13 protein-coding genes and 1 riboswitch are annotated in these 18,199 nt (G+C 60.9%); of the genes, 3 read left to right on the top strand and 10 right to left on the bottom strand.

All coding sequences use genetic code 11. From position 1 onward, the window contains the following. Positions 1-115: 115 nt before the first annotated feature. Both FHT70_RS19020 and metA read right to left on the bottom strand, forming a co-directional pair. The gene (locus FHT70_RS19020; RefSeq protein WP_183703948.1) at positions 116-1,138 is read right to left on the bottom strand and encodes an aldose epimerase family protein; all 1,023 of its coding nucleotides are present in this window, start codon (positions 1,136-1,138) and stop codon (positions 116-118) included. Between the two features lie 118 nt (positions 1,139-1,256). After that, complete coding sequence (gene metA, locus FHT70_RS19015) at positions 1,257-2,180, bottom strand: homoserine O-succinyltransferase (protein WP_020922563.1); 924 nt, start codon at positions 2,178-2,180, stop codon at positions 1,257-1,259. A 49-nt stretch (positions 2,181-2,229) separates the two neighbouring features. Further along, positions 2,230-2,307, bottom strand: a riboswitch (SAM riboswitch). Positions 2,308-2,420: 113 nt separating this feature from the next. Between metA and FHT70_RS19010 the strand changes: the two genes are divergently transcribed. Continuing rightward, positions 2,421-4,319 (top strand): ABC transporter ATP-binding protein/permease, encoded by a 1,899-nt coding sequence (locus FHT70_RS19010; protein ID WP_183703946.1) that lies wholly within the window; start codon positions 2,421-2,423, stop codon positions 4,317-4,319. Positions 4,320-4,381: 62 nt separating this feature from the next. On the opposite strand, the gene FHT70_RS19005 is transcribed toward FHT70_RS19010, so the two are convergent. The 3 genes from FHT70_RS19005 to FHT70_RS18995 all read right to left on the bottom strand — a co-directional run bounded on the left by FHT70_RS19005 (position 4,382) and on the right by FHT70_RS18995 (position 7,448). Then, positions 4,382-6,202, bottom strand: a complete 1,821-nt coding sequence (locus tag FHT70_RS19005; RefSeq protein WP_183703944.1) for an ABC-F family ATP-binding cassette domain-containing protein — start codon at positions 6,200-6,202, stop codon at positions 4,382-4,384. A gap of 2 nt (positions 6,203-6,204) precedes the next feature. Further along, the gene (locus tag FHT70_RS19000) at positions 6,205-6,855 is read right to left on the bottom strand and encodes a thiamine diphosphokinase (RefSeq protein WP_183703942.1); all 651 of its coding nucleotides are present in this window, start codon (positions 6,853-6,855) and stop codon (positions 6,205-6,207) included. A gap of 65 nt (positions 6,856-6,920) precedes the next feature. Then, positions 6,921-7,448, bottom strand: coding sequence for a MarR family winged helix-turn-helix transcriptional regulator (locus FHT70_RS18995; RefSeq protein WP_085779823.1), 528 nt, complete (start codon positions 7,446-7,448; stop codon positions 6,921-6,923). 115 nt (positions 7,449-7,563) lie between these two features. On the opposite strand from FHT70_RS18995, the gene FHT70_RS18990 reads away from it, so the two are divergent. Continuing rightward, the gene (locus FHT70_RS18990; RefSeq protein WP_183703940.1) at positions 7,564-9,102 is read left to right on the top strand and encodes an MDR family MFS transporter; all 1,539 of its coding nucleotides are present in this window, start codon (positions 7,564-7,566) and stop codon (positions 9,100-9,102) included. A 386-nt stretch (positions 9,103-9,488) separates the two neighbouring features. Beyond that, positions 9,489-11,033: a M48 family metalloprotease gene (locus tag FHT70_RS18985; protein ID WP_183703938.1), complete on the top strand. Its 1,545-nt coding sequence runs from the start codon at positions 9,489-9,491 to the stop codon at positions 11,031-11,033. Between the two features lie 50 nt (positions 11,034-11,083). On the opposite strand, the gene FHT70_RS18980 is transcribed toward FHT70_RS18985, so the two are convergent. From FHT70_RS18980 to FHT70_RS18960, 5 genes are all read right to left on the bottom strand, one after another. Continuing rightward, positions 11,084-11,947 carry an RNA polymerase factor sigma-32 gene (locus FHT70_RS18980; RefSeq protein ID WP_011427212.1) on the bottom strand — a complete coding sequence of 288 codons (864 nt, stop codon included), beginning with the start codon at positions 11,945-11,947 and terminating at the stop codon, positions 11,084-11,086. A 375-nt stretch (positions 11,948-12,322) separates the two neighbouring features. After that, positions 12,323-12,895 (bottom strand): CarD family transcriptional regulator, encoded by a 573-nt coding sequence (locus FHT70_RS18975; protein ID WP_011427211.1) that lies wholly within the window; start codon positions 12,893-12,895, stop codon positions 12,323-12,325. A 393-nt stretch (positions 12,896-13,288) separates the two neighbouring features. Further along, on the bottom strand, positions 13,289-13,627 hold the full coding sequence (fdxA, locus tag FHT70_RS18970; protein WP_011427210.1) for a ferredoxin FdxA: 339 nt from the start codon (positions 13,625-13,627) through the stop codon (positions 13,289-13,291). A gap of 193 nt (positions 13,628-13,820) precedes the next feature. Further along, positions 13,821-14,225, bottom strand: coding sequence for an RNA-binding S4 domain-containing protein (locus tag FHT70_RS18965; RefSeq protein WP_097598259.1), 405 nt, complete (start codon positions 14,223-14,225; stop codon positions 13,821-13,823). Between the two features lie 2 nt (positions 14,226-14,227). Further along, the gene (locus FHT70_RS18960) at positions 14,228-17,410 is read right to left on the bottom strand and encodes a helicase-related protein (protein ID WP_183703935.1); all 3,183 of its coding nucleotides are present in this window, start codon (positions 17,408-17,410) and stop codon (positions 14,228-14,230) included. Positions 17,411-18,199: the final 789 nt, after the last annotated feature.

Below are 18,199 nucleotides of genomic sequence, written 5' to 3'. Positions count from 1 at the left end.
CCTATATAGAACCAATCGGCAAGTCTGAATCGGACAAGGCCTAAAAAAACCCTCTCCGGCAAACCGAAGAGGGTTCATAACGGTCAAATTTGACAGCCGTGCGTCTCTAGAATGCTCAGCTCTTGGTGAAGATGTAGTCCGTCTCCTGGCGCAGCACTTCGCCGGGGCGCAGGACCGCATTCGGAAAGCCTTCGTGATTAATGGCATCCGGCCAGACCTGCGTTTCCAGGCAGAAGCCGGCGAACGGGCCGTAATTGCGCCCGCCGAGGCCGGGAGCACCTGTATTGAGCTTGAAGCCGGCATAGAACTGCACGCCCGGCTCGGTGCTGCGCACTTCCAGCGACACGCCGGAATAGAGGCTGCGGGCGAGTGCCACAGTCCGCTTGGCGGTGCGTTCTCGAGACAGGCAGAAATTATGGTCGTACAATGCCTGTTCATTGCCGACGAAACGCTTCATCGGAGCCATCTCGCGGAAATCGAATTCAGTGCCGGCAACGGGCCGGATTTCGCCGGTCGGCACCTGCTTTTCGTCGGTCGGCAAATAGTGATCGGCGGCGATCATGATGTCGTGGGCCAGCGCATCGTCGCGGCCGTCGAGATTGAAATAGGCGTGCTGGCAGACATTGGCGAGCGTCGGCTGGTCGCTTGTTGATTCGTAGGTGATCGACAGCTCGCCGTTGCCATGCACCCGGAACGTCGCCTGGATGGTGCAATTGCCGGGGTAGCCGGCGCGGCCGTCGGGATCGACGATCTTCATCACCAGCCGGTCGACGTCATGCTCGACGATCGTCCAGTTGCGCTTGCCGATGTTGTCGCTGCCGCCATGCAGATGCGTCACGCCGTTTTCGTTCCGCTCGAGCTGATAATCCTTGCCGTCGAGCGTGAACCTGCCGCCGCCGATGCGATTGGCGCAGCGGCCGGGCGTCGCGCCGAAATAGGCCGAGTAGAGCGGGTAGTTGTCGAACTCCTCGAAGCCAAGCTGCAGCGGCGCGTCATGTCCCGCAAGGCGCAGATCCTGGATGACCGCGCCCCAGGTGATGATCTTGGCCGTCAGGCCGCCGCCATTGATGACGACGCGATAGACGGTTTCGCCCGCCTTCGTCTGCCCGAAAACATCCCGCTCCAACTTATCCGACATAATCGACCGTCCGTTCCTTTGCGCGTCCGATAAGACGCGCGGCGCTATAGAGTTCCGGACCGGAACCTGACCGCATTTGCTCCAAACCGCAACCGGGCAGGTCAGAAAGAAATGCCGGTCAAAGATCCATGCCGATCTCTTCGACGTCATAGGGCGTCGTCTGGTAAATCTCATTGATCCAGTTACCGAACAAGAGGTGCGCATGGCTGCGCCAGCGGTTCTGCGGCGCAAGCGTCGGATCATTATGCGGGAAGTAATTATGCGGCATCTTGATCGGCACGCCGGCATCCACATCGCGGAAATACTCATCCGAAAGCGAGGTGGAATCATATTCGACGTGGTTGAACATGTAGAGCCGCCGGCCCCTCTTCTCGTGCACGAGGCATACGCCCATCTCGCTGGATTCCATCAGGATTTCCAGGCTTGCGGATTTCTCGATATCTTCGCGGCGCACCTCTGTCCACCGCGACACCGGAACCTCGAAATTGTCGGAAAAGCCGTTCAGATAGATGGAGGAAGGCTTCAGGTTTCGGTGCCGGTAGACGCCAAAGGCCTTTTCCTTAAGCTCATATTTCGGAACGCCGTGGAAGTGATAGATCGCCGCCATCGCGCCCCAGCAGACGTTCATCGTCGAATGGACGTTGGTCTCGGTCCAATTAAAGATCTCCTGCATCTCTGCCCAATAGGTAACGTCCTCGTAGGGCAGAAGCTCGATCGGCGCTCCGGTGATGATGAAGCCATCGAACTTGCGCTGCTTCACCTCTTCCCAGGTCTGGTAGAAGGCGAGCAGGTGATCTTCGGATGTGTTCTTCGCCTTGTGGCCGCCGATGCGGATGAGCGACAGCTCCACCTGCAGCGGCGAAGCGCCGACGAGACGGGCCATCTGCAGTTCGGTCTTGATCTTGTTGGGCATCAGGTTGAGCAGGCCGATCTGCAACGGTCTTATATCCTGACGGATCGCCATCGTCTCGGTCATCACCCGCACACCTTCCTGAACCAGGGTTTCGAAAGCGGGCAGCGTATCGGGGATCTTGATGGGCATTTGCGGTCAACTCGATCGAAAATAAAAAACCGGCGGCGAAAAAATCGCTACCGGTCCGCACGCGGCCCTTTAGCGACTTTTTTAACGTGGCTGCAAGCCGGCCGGCCAAATCACCACGGAGTGCCTTAATTAGTCCCAGTTGAGCCGCGAATCAACTCCGAATGCATGCGGGAGCGGAGCGTCAAGAATCATCACAGTTTAATGACTGATAAAATCTGTTGATAGACCGGTAACGCCACCATGTTAATAATGACAGTATGGGCGGTTTGGAAAAGCATGATGGCAGATAAGATTGAGGGGAGGCCGGGCACCAGGAGGCAGGATAAGGTTGGTTACGACTTCAGCCTGACATATCGCCTCGGAGTAATGTTCTCGGCATTCTGGAATTCTGAAGTGCGTGGCAAGGTGCTGTTTCTGGCAACAGTGCTGATCCTCGTCATCCTTCTGACAGCTTATGGCCAGGTCATTCTGAACGAGTGGAACGCCCCCTTCTATGATTCGCTCGAGCGCCGCGATCTCGGCGAATTCTTCCACCAGCTCGAAATCTTTGCGATGATCGCCGGCACGCTGCTGCTGCTCAACGTGCTGCAGGCCTGGCTGAACCAGATGACCGCGCTCTATATGCGCGAGGGCCTGTCGCGCGATCTCGTCGATCAATGGCTGAAGCGCAAGCGGGCGCTGCGGCTCGCCTCGAGCGGCCTGATCGGCGTCAATCCCGACCAGCGCCTGCACGAGGATTCCCGTAACCTCGCCGAAAGCACAACAGGGCTCGTTCTCGGCCTCTTACAGTCAACCATTCTTCTGGTGAGCTTCATCGGCGTGCTCTGGGAGCTGTCGAGCGGCTTCGTCTTCCACATCAGCGGCCACAGCTTCTCCATTCCAGGCTACATGGTCTGGGCAGCGATTTTTTATGCCGCCTCCGCCTCGGTGCTGAGTCAGGTCGTCGGCCGCAAGCTGGTCAAGCTCAATGCCGACCGGTTCTCGAAGGAGGCCGAGCTTCGTTTCACGCTGATGCATGCCAATGAGAACATGCCGGCAATCACCGTCGCTCGCGGCGAAGAGAATGAACGCCGGCGCATCAACACCGACATCAGTTCGGTGCTGAGGGTGGTCAAGCGGCTCGCCATGGCCAATACCAATCTCACCTGGGTTTCGGCCGGCTACGGCTGGCTCGTGATCGTTATCCCCATTATCGTTGCCGCACCCGCTTATTTTTCCGGCGGCCTCACCCTCGGGCAGCTGATGATGTCGGTCGGCGCCTTCAACCAAGTCAATACGGCGTTGCGCTGGTATGTCGCCAATTTCGGCCCGATCGCCGAATGGCGTGCCACGCTGATGCGCGTCACCGACTTCCGCCAGGCGCTGCTCGACATGGACGAGGACTTTGGTGTGAAGGGCAGCATCGCCTATGAAAACACCACCCCCGACAGGCTGACGCTGAAGGATGTGGTGATCAATGCCAAAATCGGCGAAGACATCGAGGAATGCGGCGGTTTTCGCCTGCGTGAAACCGATATCGTGATCAAGGCCGGCGAAAAGATCATGATCAACGGCGATCATAGCGTCAACCGCAAACTGCTGTTCCAGGCCTTGGCCGGGCTCTGGCCGTGCGGCAGCGGCACGATGGGTCTGCCGCCGATCGACGACATGCTGTTCGTTCCGCAGATTGCCTATATTCCGGGCGGCACTTTGCGCGAGGCGCTTGCCTTCCCCGAAAGCCCGGATGCCTACGAGCAGGCTGCCGTCGAGGCGGCCCTTGAAAAGGCCGGCCTGCACTCTCTGATCGCAAGGCTCGATACCCGCGCCCGCTGGGACAAGCTGCTCGACAGCGATGAGCAGAAGGCGATCGGCTTCGCGCGCCTGCTGCTGGTGCGCCCGCGTTGGATCATCTTCGACGAAGTGCTCGAGGGCATGGAGCCGGAATGGCAGGAGACGATGTGCAGCGTGCTGACTTCGATACCCGAAACGGGCATGATCTATATCGGCCGCTCTGAGACCTATCTGGAGGCGCTGCAGCCGCGGGTGCTGCATCTGCAGGCTCTGCCTTCGAGATCTGAAGAGCCGCAGCAGCAGGTCGCCCAGACCACCGGCGCCAGCGCCAGTGCGGGCGCAGCCGTCGTCCCCGCGCCGGCGCTTTAAGACCTCCCCCATCAGCAGGAGTTTTACCTGCAGCGTGACGCGAGCGGCTGAGCGCGAGAGTCTCAGCCTTCGAGCTCTTCGCGCAGCATTTCGAGCTCCAACCATTCCTCTTCCATCTTGGACAGGCCGGCGCGCAGCTTTTCCATCTCGCTCGCAAGCCGATTGAAGGCGGCGGGGTCACGCGTGAAGAGACCGGGATCGGCCATGACAAGTTCGCGCTTGGCGAGCTCGGCCTCGGCTTTGGCCATCTCCTTCGGCAGATTTTCCAGCGCGAATTTCTGCTTGAAGGAAAGCTTGCCCTTCGAGCCTCCGCCGGAAGCTGTTATCTCCTGCGTCTTCGGCTTCTCCGCCGTCTTCTCGGCCTTCCGGCGCTCTTCGAGCGCGCCTTTGCGCTGCGCCAGCATGTCCGTGTAGCCGCCGGCATATTCGATCCATCGGCCATCGGGCGCATCCGGTATGGCGGGCGCGATCGTCGAGGTCACGGTGCGGTCGAGGAAATCGCGATCGTGGCTGACGAGAATGACGGTGCCGGGAAAGCCGGCGACGATTTCCTGCAGGAGGTCGAGCGTCTCGATGTCGAGATCGTTGGTTGGTTCGTCGAGGATCAGGAGGTTTGCCGGGCGCGCCAGGATGCGTGCCAGCATCAGGCGGGCGCGTTCGCCGCCGGAGAGGCTTTTGATCGGCGTGCGCGCCTGTTCCGGCTGGAACAGGAATTCCTTCATGTAGCCGGTGACATGGCGCTGTTCGCCGTTGACGAGCAGGTTTTCGCCACGCCCGTCCGTCAGGTAGTTTGCAAGCGTATCCTCGGGGTTCAGGTCCTCGCGTTTCTGGTCGAGGGTGGCGATCTCCAGGTTGGTGCCGAGTTTCACTGTGCCGCTATCCGGCGAAAGCTGGCCGGTCAGCATTTTCAGGAGCGTCGTCTTGCCGGCACCGTTCGGTCCGACGAGACCGATGCAATCGCCGCGATGTACGCGGATCGAGAACGGCGTGACGATGGCCCAGTCGCCGAAGCTCTTGGTGATCTTCTCGGCCTCGATCACCAGCTTGCCAGATTCCTGCGCGTCCGAAACCGTCGCCTGCACCGTGCCTTGCGGTCCCTTATGGCCGCGATATTGCGAACGCATCGTCTGCAGCTCGCCGAGGCGGCGCATGTTGCGTTTGCGCCGGGCCGTGACGCCGTAGCGCAGCCAGTGTTCTTCGCGCTCGATCGCCTTGCCGAGCTTGTGCTGCTCCAGCTCTTCGGCCTCCAGCACCTGGTCGCGCCATGCCTCGAAATGCGCGAATCCCCTGTCGAGCCGGCGCGAGGCGCCGCGGTCGAGCCAGACGGTTGCCGTCGAGACTTTTTCGAGGAAACGACGGTCGTGCGAAATCAGCACCAGGGCGCTGCGGGTCTTCTGCAGCTCGCCTTCCAGCCATTCGATTGTGGGAAGGTCGAGATGGTTGGTCGGCTCGTCGAGCAGGAGAATATCCGGTTCCGGGGCCAGCACGCGGGCAAGCGCGGCCCGGCGCGCTTCACCGCCGGAAAGGGTGTTCGGATCTTCTTCGCCGGTCAGGCCGAGATGCGACAGAAGATAGGTGACGCGATAGTGGTCGTCGCCCGGTCCCAGCCCGGCCTCGGCATAGGCCTGAACGGTGCGGAAGCCGGCAAAGTCCGGGGCTTGTTCGAGATAGCGCACCGTCGAAGACGGATGGCGGAAGACCTCGCCGGACTGCGCCTCGACCAGGCCGGCGGCAATCTTCAGGAGTGTCGATTTGCCAGAGCCGTTACGCCCAACGAGACAGATCTTGTCGCCGGGCTCGACCTGCAGCGAAGCGCCCGCCAGCAGCGGTGCGCCGCCGAAGCTCAGGAAGATGTCGTCGAGTTTCAGAATGGGAGGGGCCAAAATCAGACTCCGGAAAGATCATAGGGTCGGGCAAGCACGATTGCCCGGCCGCTCTCGAGCGAAAAGCGAACCTTGCCTTCCGCGACATTTGAAATGGTGCGCGATGAGCCGAAAGGCAGATGGAAATCCGTGAGCGGATAGCGCGCATTCTCGATGGAGAGCCCCTTCAGCTCGCTGAACCCGGGGACGGAAAACAGGCAGCCCTTGGGAAGGTCCAGTTCGATCGTGCCGGCGAGCAGCGGAACGGCCTCTTCCTTGCCCGAGGTCAGCAGGACGTCGAAACCCTGCTCAGCAAGACCGACGGCCGACAGCAGGTGCTGAAGCGCATGGTCGGAGCGTTCGCCGCCGAGCGCGCCGGCGAGGATCAGCCGCCGGGCGCCTCGGGCGACCGCTTCCGATACCGCGATCTCTCCGTCCGTTGCCGCCTTTGCTGCGGGATAGGGTTGCTTTGGCACATCGAGAAAGCCCGCTTCGAGCTCGGGGGGCGTCGAATCGAAATCGCCGACCCAGAGCTCAGGCATGACACCAAGCGCCGCCGCATGCCGCATGCCGCCATCGGCCGCGATGAAACGGCTGCCGCCGATCGCGTGGCGCAGGCGTTCCGTCAGGCTGAGTTCGCCGCCGAGCAGAATGGTGAAGGTGGATTGGCTCATGGGCACTGCCCTTAGCGCAAACGGGGGGGCGAGGGGAAGGGGCACTGACGGACGGCGCTTTCGCCTCAACCGGGCGTGTCCTTGTCGCGCGAGAGAAAGATCGCCTCGTAACCGCCAATGAAACGTTCGAACAGCGTCGCGAAGCGCTCTATATCTTCGCGCGGCCAATCGGAGACGATCTCGGAAATGATGGCCATTTTCTGCGCGTGGATCTCGGCAAGCAGCGCCTGGCCGGCCTCGGTGATGACGACCACGATCCGCCGCGCATCGGCCTGGGAGGCTTCGCGGCGCAGCACGTTGCGCCCGACCATCTCGGCCACGACCCGGCTGGCACGCGACGGGTCGATGCGCAGCATCTCCGCGATCAAGCCGACGGTAACCTCGCCGGGCGACTCAGCCCGCCGCACGGCGTCCAGCACGTCGAGATGGGAAAGCTCAAGGCCCGGTGCGGCACTCTGGATCGCCAGCCTGCCGATCAGCCGTCGGCCGGTCATCAGGCGCATGCGTGCCATGCTCTTACCGATGCGAGGCAGGTTCTCATCGTCCGGCTCGGCCCGACCGTTGGACAGGATCTTCGTCAGCGTCTCATTCATGACGGCACCATAGCAGAGCGGAGGTTAAAATTGAATATGCCGGAGTCACTCATGTGCCGTTGACAATTCCATGCTAATGGCACATAAAATGGATGAAACTCGGAAATATGCCCCCATGGACATGCAGCCCGCGCCTGCGCCGCTCGTGACGGATTCTCGTCGCCGGCTTATCCTCTTCTTCTTTCTGATGACCGCCATGTTCATGGCCACGCTCGATAATCAGATCGTCTCCACGGCCCTGCCGACGATCGTCGGTGAGTTCGGCCATCTCGAGCGTTTCGGCTGGATCGGCTCGGCCTACCTGCTGGCGCTCAGCGCTGTCATGCCACTCTACGGCAAGCTTGGTGATCTCTTCGGCCGCAAATATGTGATGATGACGGCGATCGCAATCTTCACCACCGGCTCCGCGGTCTGCGGTCTCGCCGTCTCGATGAACACGCTGATCGCCGCCCGTGTGCTGCAGGGCCTCGGCGGTGGCGGCATCATGGTATCGATCTTTGCCGTCAACGCCGACCTGTTCGAGCCGCGCGAGCGGGCGCGCTATCAAAGCTATTCCAGCCTCGTGCTGATGGCTTCAGGCGCGATCGGCCCGGTGCTCGGGGGAACGATGAGCGATCTCTTCGGCTGGCGCTCGATCTTCCTCGTCAACGTGCCGATCGGTTTCATCGTGCTCACCGGCCTTGCCTTCATGCTGCCCTACCGCAAGCCGCATCGGCGCCCGAAGATCGATTATGCCGGCGCACTCCTGATCGCGCTGACGACGACGAGCATCGTGCTTGCCACAGACAGCAGCGAATTGTTCGGCGCGTTGGTCTCACCACAGAGTATCGGCATTGTCGCCTTCGGCGCAGTCTGCGCCGTCACCTGGGTGTTCGTCGAGCGCCGCGCGCCGGAGCCGATCGTTCCCCTGCAGCTCTTCCGCAATTCGACCTTCAGCCTCCTGCTGCTAATATCGGTGATGGGCGGCGGGATCGCCATCGGCATGGTCAATTATCTCGCTCTCTTCCTACAGACGACAACCGGCCTTTCCCCATCGGCCGCCGGCCTTCTGTTCATTCTGCTGACCGGTGGTCTCGTCTGCGGATCACTGTCCGCCGGGCGTATTATCTCGATGACCGGCCGCTACAAACCCTTCGCCATCGCGAGCCTCACCTGCAGCGCCATTGCCTTTGCGCTGATGTCACAGGTCCATGCGGGAACGCCAATCGCCTTCATCGGCGCGATCATGATGCTGCATGGCATCGGCATCGGCCTTGCGCAGCAGGTCCCCGTCATCGGCGTGCAGAATGCCGCCCCCGCTCGCGACGTCGGCGCCGCGACCGGCTCGGTGACGCTCTCGCGCATGGGCGGCGCCTCAATTGCCATTTCGATCTATGGCGCGATCATCGCCTCCGGGCTCGGCAAGGTCGGCGCTCCCATTCCCGGTGTCGCCGATATCGAACAGCTGACGCCGAAGATGATGGCCGCCCTTCCCGAAGCAAGCCGCCAGGCCGTCGCAGATGTCTATGCCGCCGCCTTCTCGCCCCTTTTCATGACTTCCTGCGCCATTGCCCTGATGGGCCTTGCTGCCGCAATGATGCTGAAGCCCGTGCAGCTGCCCCGCACCGGGGAAATGAAGCGACCGCAATCGGGGGCGGCGGAAGCGGTGGAATAGCGGGCCGCATAACAGGAATATTCACCAGCAGACGTTCCATTATCGCGCAAATAAATTGAAAGTTGCGATTTTCTTGCGGGACTGCCGTTTCCCAGCCTGTTACTTCAATCGTGCCGTTCTTTTTCCGTGCCGGCGACAAATCTATGCCTGGTGACGGAACTTTCGCCATAATTTCATCCGAGCGAAGGGAACCTCGATGCCTGAGGCTTGCTAAAATGCAACGGCACCACAATTAAACAGAGTCTCGCTATGCAACCGATGCGTAAATCAGTTACAGCAACGACGTGTATCGGCTTAGCATGCGGCGCGAGATCAGGGGTGCGCACCCGTTGAGTTCCCCTTGCCAAGGCCGGTCCCCATCTGCGGCAAACCGGCAAAACAGCGACATGATGCGGAGAACCAGACTGGACAGCTTGACGACGTGGAAATCGCCCGCGCTTTCCAGTGATTCCATCTCTGCGACGCGGCGCTTCGTCCATCGCCTGATGCTGCTTTCAGCCGTCGCAATGGCGCTGAACGGGTGTCAGCCGCTGATCGAACAATCCTACCAGCCGAGCATCTCGCCTTCTTCCAATCCCCAGATCGTCGACGAGGTGCAGAAGAACGATCCGCGGGCGGCGATGGGCGCCCGCGAGCATCCGCGTATCGTGGCAAGCTACGGCGGCGAATATAAGGATGCCAGGACCGAGCGCCTCGTCGCGCGCATTGCCGGCGCACTGACGGCAGTGTCGGAAAATCCCAGCCAGTCCTACCGGATTACCATCCTGAACTCGCCTGCGATCAACGCCTTTGCGCTGCCGGGCGGGTATCTCTACGTCACCCGCGGCCTGCTCGCGCTTGCCAACGACGCCTCGGAAGTCGCCGCTGTGCTGTCGCACGAAATGGGCCACGTGACAGCGAACCACGGTATCGAGCGGCAGAAGCGCGAAGAAGCCGAAGTCATCGCCAGCCGCGTCGTCGCCGAGGTCCTCTCGAGCGACATTGCCGGCAAGCAGGCGCTGGCCCGGGGCAAGCTCAGGCTTGCCGCCTTCTCCCGCCAGCAGGAGCTGCAGGCCGATGTCATCGGCGTGCGCATGCTTGGCGAAGCCGGTTACGACCCCTATGCCGCCGCCCGCTTCCTCGATTCCATGGCGGCCTATAGCCGCTTCATGTCGGTCGACCCGGAAGCCGACCAAAGCCTCGACTTCCTTTCGAGCCATCCGAACTCCGCCCAACGCATCGAGCTTGCCCGCACCCATGCGCGCGCCTTTGGCCAGGAGGGGACGGTCGGCGACAAGGGCCGCGATTATTATCTTGACGGCATTGACGGCCTGCTCTACGGCGACAGCCCGGAAGAGGGCTACGTGCGCGGTCAGACTTTCCTGCATGGCGGCCTCGGGATCCGCTTCGACGTGCCGGCGGACTTCAAGATCGACAACAAGGTCGAAGCCGTGATGGCCACCGGCCCCAACGACATCGCCGTCCGCTTCGATGGCGTCGCCGACAACCAGAACCAGAGCCTCACAAACTATATCTCCAGCGGCTGGGTGACCGGTCTCGACCCATCGACAATTCAGCAGATTACCGTCAATGGCATGGAAGCGGCCACTGCGCGCGCAAGTGCCGACCGCTGGGATTTCGATGTCACCGTCATCCGCAACAATGCGCAGATCTTCCGTTTCCTGACCGCCGTGCCGAAGGGCAGCGATGCCCTCGAACCGACGGCCAATGTTCTGCGCGCCAGCTTCCGGCGCATGACACCGGCGGAAGCTGCCTCGCTGAAGCCGCTGCGCATTCGCGTCGTTACCGTGCGGCCCGGCGAGAACATCTCGACGCTTGCCGCCCGCATGTTGGGCACCGACCGCAAGCTCGATCTCTTCAAGCTCATCAATGCCCTGCCGACGGGTGCGGCCGTTTCCCCCGGCGACCGCGTCAAAATCATCGCCGAATAAAAAAGCCCGGCTGTTGCCGGGCAGTCGGTGCTGCTGGAGCGGAAAGACGTTCAAGCGTAGGCCGCCATATGCGGATCGGCGCTGACCAGCGCGCTGCGAAGCTTTTCCATCGCCCGGCTTTCGATCTGGCGCACGCGCTCCTTGGAAATGCCGAGATCGGCGCCGAGTTCTTCGAGCGTGGCGCCGTCTTCCGCCAGGCGCCGGGCGCTGATGATCTTCATCTCACGTTCGTTGAGATGTTTCAGCGCCGAGGCGAGCCAGACGCGGCGCCGCTCGCCGTCGATCATATTGGAAACCTGCTCGTCCGGCAGCGGATCGTCGCTGACGAGGAAATCCATCTTCTCCGCGCTCTCGGCATCGCCGGAGACGGAAGGCGCCTGCAGTGAGGCGTCGTTGCCGGAAAGCCTGGCATCCATGGTCTGCACATCGGCGAGGCTGACGCCGAGAGCCGCCGCGATTTCCTGATGAATGGATTGCAGTGTCAGTTGCGTATCGCCCCTGGCAAGCTTAGCGCGCAGGCGGCGCAGATTGAAGAATAGCGCCTTCTGGGCCGAACTGGTGCCGCCGCGCACGATCGACCAGTTGCGCAGGATATAATCCTGGATCGACGCCCTGATCCACCAGCTGGCATAGGTCGAAAAACGCACGTCACGTTCGGGTTCGAAACGTGCGGCGGCTTCCAGCAGGCCGACATAGCCCTCTTGCACGAGGTCGCTCATCGGGAGACCGAAATTGCGGAACTTGCCGGCCATGGAGATAACCAAGCGCATATGCGCCATGGCGATTTGGTTGCGCGCACCGCGATCGTCGTGATCTTTCCAGCGAGTGGCGAGATCATGCTCTTCCTGGCGGGCGAGATATGGGGCGGCCATCGCGATTTTGATCATGCGCCGATCTGCAGACATGTTCTTCATTTCGATCTCCCGAAACAGGCCTTCGCCCTCAAAATGAACAATAAAACTCACCTTCCGGAACATCGCTGTCCGGACTGAATGGGTTCCGAATGCAAAAGGGCCTCACCCTGGACTTCTCAGGGAAAGGCCCTATTTCTTATCATGTGCCGCTAAGACGGCTGGGTCGGACCTGTTTCTTCACGTTGCCGAACGGGCAATATTGAAAAGGCATGAGCCGCTCCTCACCGAATATTGACGGAATAGCAGTTCGCCCGACGAGCCAGCGCCCGACGAGCAGTCCGCAATTACGTGTGATAAACGCGTCAGTCGGGAAAAAGTTCCAATAAAAAACCCGGCGCAAAGGCCGGGTTTTTTCATGGGAGAGACAGGCTTGTCTTAAGCGGCTTCGTCCTGCGAATCGTCTTCTTCGATCGCCTTGCCGCGCTTCGGACCCTTATTAAGGTTGGTCTCGACGAGGCGGACGGCTTCGGTTTCCGACATCTTGTTGACTGCGGCAATTTCGCGCGCCATGCGATCGAGTGCTGCTTCGTAGAGCTGGCGCTCGGAATAGGACTGTTCAGGCTGGTTCTCTGCACGATAGAGATCACGCACGACTTCAGCAATGGAAATCAGATCGCCGGAATTGATCTTGGCATCATATTCCTGGGCGCGGCGGGACCACATGGTGCGCTTGACGCGCGCCTTGCCCTGCACAACCTTCAACGCACGATCGACGAAGTCCGTTTCCGAAAGCTTGCGCATTCCGATGCTCATCGCCTTGGCGACCGGAACCTTCAGGCGCATCTTGTCCTTCTCGAAATCGATAACGAAAAGTTCGAGCTTCATGCCGGCAACTTCTTGCTCTTCGATAGCGGTGATGGTACCGACGCCATGAGCGGGGTAGACGATCGATTCACCGGTCTTGAAGCCGTGACGTGCTGTAGAAGGCTTTTTCTGCTGAGTCGTCATTCTATTCAAAAACTCCCTGTTACGCTTCCGGCGGCGGCCGGAGCCGGGTCAGTCAGGCCCGGATGAGACGGGTAGATCCGTCGGGTGACTTCACTCTGGTCCCATCAGGCAAAAGCAAATGTGTCTTGCGCGCCATCTTGGGATGCGACGCTCAAGGCGTTGATATGTCACGGAAACCGTTGGACGGATTGGTTTTGCTTTCGTGATGGTTTTGGGCATGCGTCATGCCACAAATGGAACAGTGCAGGGAACCTATCACAAAAATATGAGGAAATCAATAATTTGCTTCGCCTGAGTCATGCGAGCAACACAGATCACCCATATGCCAGACGCAGGATTTAAAACGTTTCACCGCATGGCCGCTCAAATGCAGCGGCCGAATCGCGCAGGGTCTTAGTCGCCGGAACCGGGTTTTTCGGAGAAGTATTTCTCGAATTTTCCCGTCTGGCCGTCCATTTCCTTGGCCTCCGGCAACGGGTCCTTCTTGACCGTGATATTCGGCCAGATGCTGGCATACTCAGTATTGATCTTCAGCCACTTGTCGAGGCCCGGCTCGGTATCCGGCTTGATCGCCTCGGCGGGACATTCCGGTTCGCAGACGCCGCAATCGATGCATTCGTCGGGGTGGATGACGAGAAAATTCTCGCCTTCATAAAAGCAGTCGACAGGGCAGACTTCCACGCAATCGGTGTATTTGCACTTGATGCAATTGTCGGTCACGACATAGGTCATGAAGAACTCCAGGATTTCATGCGGATGGGACCGGGCAACCTGGAACGTCGCGCCTATCCCCGTGCCGGGCGAAAAGCGTGGACAGGCTTGGCAGGCAAGCACGCTTCCGGCAGGTTTTCAGTGACCTATCGGCTTTAGCGGCGGATTTCAAGGATAAACGATCTGCAAAAGCCGCCACCACAGACAGAGTTTTCTAATCCTCGTCCGACATCAACCTGTCGATTGCACGTCTTTCCTTTTTGGTCGGACGGCCGGTACCGGTCGCACGGGTCGCTTGCTCAAACGGCGTGAGACGTTTTGTCTCATCCGGCGGCAGGGACTGGTCATCATAGAGCAGGCGAGCCTCTTCATAGGGACCCCGCCGTTCCCCGGCGAGACGCACGATGAGAATGACGTCGCGCCGCTCCAGCGTCAGTTCGACGCGGTCGCCCGGCTTGACCGTCTGGCTCGGGTGACTGCAGCGCTCGCCATTGATGCGCACATGCCCTGACTGGACGTGGCTCTGGGCCAGCGAGCGCGACTTCACCACGCGCGTGAAGAACAGCCACTTGTCGATGCGCTGGCGCGAACCGCTTGCCGGCTGTGTCTCCCCGCCCATGACTACTTCTTCATCTGTTCCTTGAGGGCTGCGAGCTTGGCGAAGGGCGAATCCGGATCGATCGGCTTCTCCTTGCGCGGCGGCTTGGCCTCGAAGCGCAGCGGCTGGGCGCCGCGATTGTTGTTCCGGTCGTTACGGTCATTGCGATCGTTACGCTCGCCGCGGTCCTTCCGATCGCCACGGTCCTGACGATCACCGCGCGGCTGGTCCTTGCGCTCGCCCCTTGCCTGCTGCGGCCTGCCGCCGTCGCGGCCGCCACCATCCTTGCCGCGGCCGTGACGGTTGTCGCGCCCGTCGCCGCTGCGATTGCCCTCGCCGCCTTCACCGCCGTTCGGACGACGATTGCGCTCGCCGCGCTCCTGGTTCTGGCCGCCCCTGCGTTCGCCGTAGCCGCCGCGTGCCTGGCGGTGATTGTCATTGCGACCGCCGAGACGCCACAAAAGAACCGGCTTTGGTTCCGCCGGCTCGCCAGCTTCCCCGGAAGCGGCAGTCTCTGTCGACGCGGCTGTCTCGGTCACTTCGGCCGCAGCGTCGTTGTCGGTCGCTTCTGGCGCGGGGGTCTCGGCTGCCGTCGACGCCGCCTCGGCTGCTGATGGCTCGGAAGCAGCCTCTTCCGTCGCCGCGTCGGCATCGTCGTGATCGGCTTTTTCTACCGCTTCTTCCCCGGACATTTCCGCGGAGGCGGCAGGGGCTGAAGCTGCGTCCTGCGCCGCAAGATGGGCCGACGCCTCTTCCGCCTTCACGGCATCGGCGCGATAGCCGAGGCCCTTGAGGATCTCTTCCATGTCCTCGAGCGTCGCCCCGAGAATCGACAGCATCGCCGTCGTCGTCGTGAAACGGCGACCGTCATAGGCGCCTTCCGGACGATTGTTCTGACCGGGCTTCCATTGCAGCAGCGGACGGATGATATCGGCAAGCCGCTCCAGAATGTCGATGCGCACGGCGCGCTTGCCGAGGAAACGGAAGCCGGCGAGCTTGTAGAACATCCGCTCGAAGCTCGGATCGGTGACAACGGAGGTGCGGCCAGCGGCAAGCACGGGAATGAGATCACCGTAGCCCTGCTTGTCGAGACCGTCGTTCTTCAACGCCCAGAGCAGCGTGATCAGTTCGGCCGGTGCCGGCTTCAGAAGGGCCGGAACGAAGATATGATAGGCCCCGAAACGCACGCCGTAGCGGCGCATCGAGGCGCGAGCCTCCTGGTCCAGCGACTTCACTTCTTCGGTGACGTCGCGGCGGAAGAGCACGCCGAGATTTTCGACCAGCTGGAAGGCAAGACCCTTGGCAAGGCCCTGCAGGTCTTCGGCGCGCGACAGATCGTCCAGAGGCTTCAATACCGTGCTGATGTGATGATTGACGAAACGTTCGATGCGGGCGGCGACGTGATCACGGGCATTGCCCGTCAACTGCTCGTCGGCGAGCAGGATCACGCGCGGCCGCATGACGTGATCGCTGCCGGAAAGCCGCGCCACCGGGTCGCCGAGCCAACGGATCAATCCATCCGAACCGATCGCCAGATCGCTGTTACCCGCGGCATGCAGCCGGGCTGCACGAGCCTCGAACTCGAGCGCCAGCGCCTTCTGCGACGCAGCCTGAACCGCCTTGGCATCCGGTCCATCCGTTCCCGCCACCGGGGTGAAACGGAATCCGCTCAACTGCCCTACATGATGTCCTTCAACGAAGACATCGCCATTCACACTGATTTCAGCTTCCAGCATCGCATTCTCTCTCAGGCGCTTCATGAGCACAGATGTCCTGCGATCAACAAAGCGTTTCGTCAACCTTTCATGTAACGCATCGGACAATCGATCTTCGATTTCCCGCGTCTTTTCCTGCCAATGTGTCGGATCGGCAAGCCAGCCGGGCCGATTCGAAACGTAGGTCCAGGTCCTTATCTGCGCGATTCGCGCCGAAAGCGTGTCAATTTCCCCATCAGTTCGATCCGAGCGATGAACCTGCTCCGCAAGAAACTGCTCGTTCACCGTGCCATAGCGCACGAGATCGGAAAAGAGGGTCGAAATAAGATCGGCATGTTGGGCCGGAGTGATACGCCGGTAATCGGGCAGCGCGCAAGCCTCCCAGAGTTTTTCGACGCGGGCCGGCCTGTCGGCGAGGTCCATTACCTCGGGGTAGCGCGAAAGCTGCTCGAGCGCCTGCTGGTCGACCGCCGGCAGCGCCCGCGTCAGCCCGGGCACGCGCGGCCCGGCCTCCAGGCTGGCGCGCAGCGACTGAATCGAGGAGAAGTCCATCTCCGTCGTGCGCCACTGCAGAACCTTGACGTTGTCGAATTCATGTCCCTCGATGCGCTGCACCAGTTCCTCGTCGAAAGGCGAGACCTGTCCCGTGACGCCAAAGGTGCCGTCCCGCACGTGCCGCCCGGCGCGGCCGGCGATCTGGCCGAGCTCGGCCGGATTGAGGTTGCGGAACTGATAGCCGTCGAATTTCCGGTCCTGGGCGAAGGCGACGTGATCGACGTCGAGGTTGAGGCCCATGCCGATCGCATCGGTCGCCACCAGATATTCGACGTCGCCCGCCTGATAGAGTGCGACCTGCGCATTGCGGGTGCGGGGGCTCAGCGCCCCCAGCACGACTGCCGCGCCGCCGCGCTGCCGGCGGATCAGTTCGGCGATGGCATAGACCTCGTCGGCGGAAAAGGCGACGATGGCGGAGCGCTGCGGCAGCCGGGTGATCTTCTTCTGCCCGGCGTAAAGGAGATGCGAAAGCCGCGGCCGCTCGACGATGGTGATACCTGGCAGGATATGCTGCAGGATCGGCCGCATCGTCCCTGCACCCAGCAACAGCGTTTCATCGCGGCCGCGAAGATGCAGGATGCGGTCGGTAAAGATATGGCCACGCTCGAGATCGCCTGCGAGCTGTACCTCGTCGATCGCGACAAAGGCGGCTTTGGTCTCCCGCGGCATCGCCTCGACAGTGCAGACGGAAAAACGCGCATTGGGCGGCGAAATCTTTTCTTCGCCGGTGACCAGCGCCACGTTCTGCAAGCCGACCTTCTCCACCACCCGCGTATAGACCTCGCGGGCCAGGAGCCTGAGCGGCAGGCCGATCACGCCGGTCCCGTGTGCGACCATGCGCTCGATGGCATAATGGGTCTTGCCGGTATTGGTTGGTCCAAGCACCGCGGTCACACCGCGCCCGCTCAGAATCATCGGCTGCGAAGTCAGAGTCATGGTCCATGCAAGTGAGGCAGGCGCGCCCCGGGAAAAATTTTGCCATCTCGATGGAGGCACAGAACACATGGACAGCTACCGCCGCAAACGCAAGGGCAGATTTCAAAATGCGTCGGGGATTGCGACCTCTGCGAGTCGTCTCGACGGTGCGTATTTCCAATTCGGAACAGCGTGAGAACGAATCAGAGACGAATCGCTGACTCCTATTGATTCAGCTTTTGTTCACGGCTAAGTATTGATTTTGAATCACTTTTTCCTACTAAATGCTGAATCGCGGATCTCTCTCCTGTTGGTATTTTGTGACCGTGCCGGAGGTCTGGCATACGCTTTCTGCCAAGTGAAAAATGCGTCGAAATTAACGTCTCGATCAAATCCGGAACAAATCAGCGACGAATCGCCGACTGCTCGGCTGTCCCCTTTCGTTCACGGCCATATCTGGTGGCGTCGCCATGTTCTGCCGCTAGATGCGGGGCAGGCGGCGAGGTCTCGTCACGTCGGTGTTAATCTTCCGGCGAGCAAATTCACACAGCGTTAAGCCGGACCCGCGTGCCCCAGTGGGGTCGATCAAAAACGGAACGAATCACCGACGAATCGGAGACATCGAGACCTTCCTGCTTTGTTCACCGCAACATATTGTATTTAAATGCCTTTTTAACCATACGGACGGTTTGCGAGGGGTGACGGATCACAAACCATGAATCGCCTTGCGTGCTAATTCACGCGCCCAACCGGGAACAAAAATCGCCAATGCGTGTTTCTTGTCCATCCAGATTGCGGATGAAATGAAGG

The sequence above is a fragment of the Rhizobium sp. BK049 genome (genome assembly GCF_014193135.1).
GTDB lineage: Bacteria > Pseudomonadota > Alphaproteobacteria > Rhizobiales > Rhizobiaceae > Rhizobium.
This window is presented reverse-complemented; position numbering and strand designations above follow the sequence as displayed.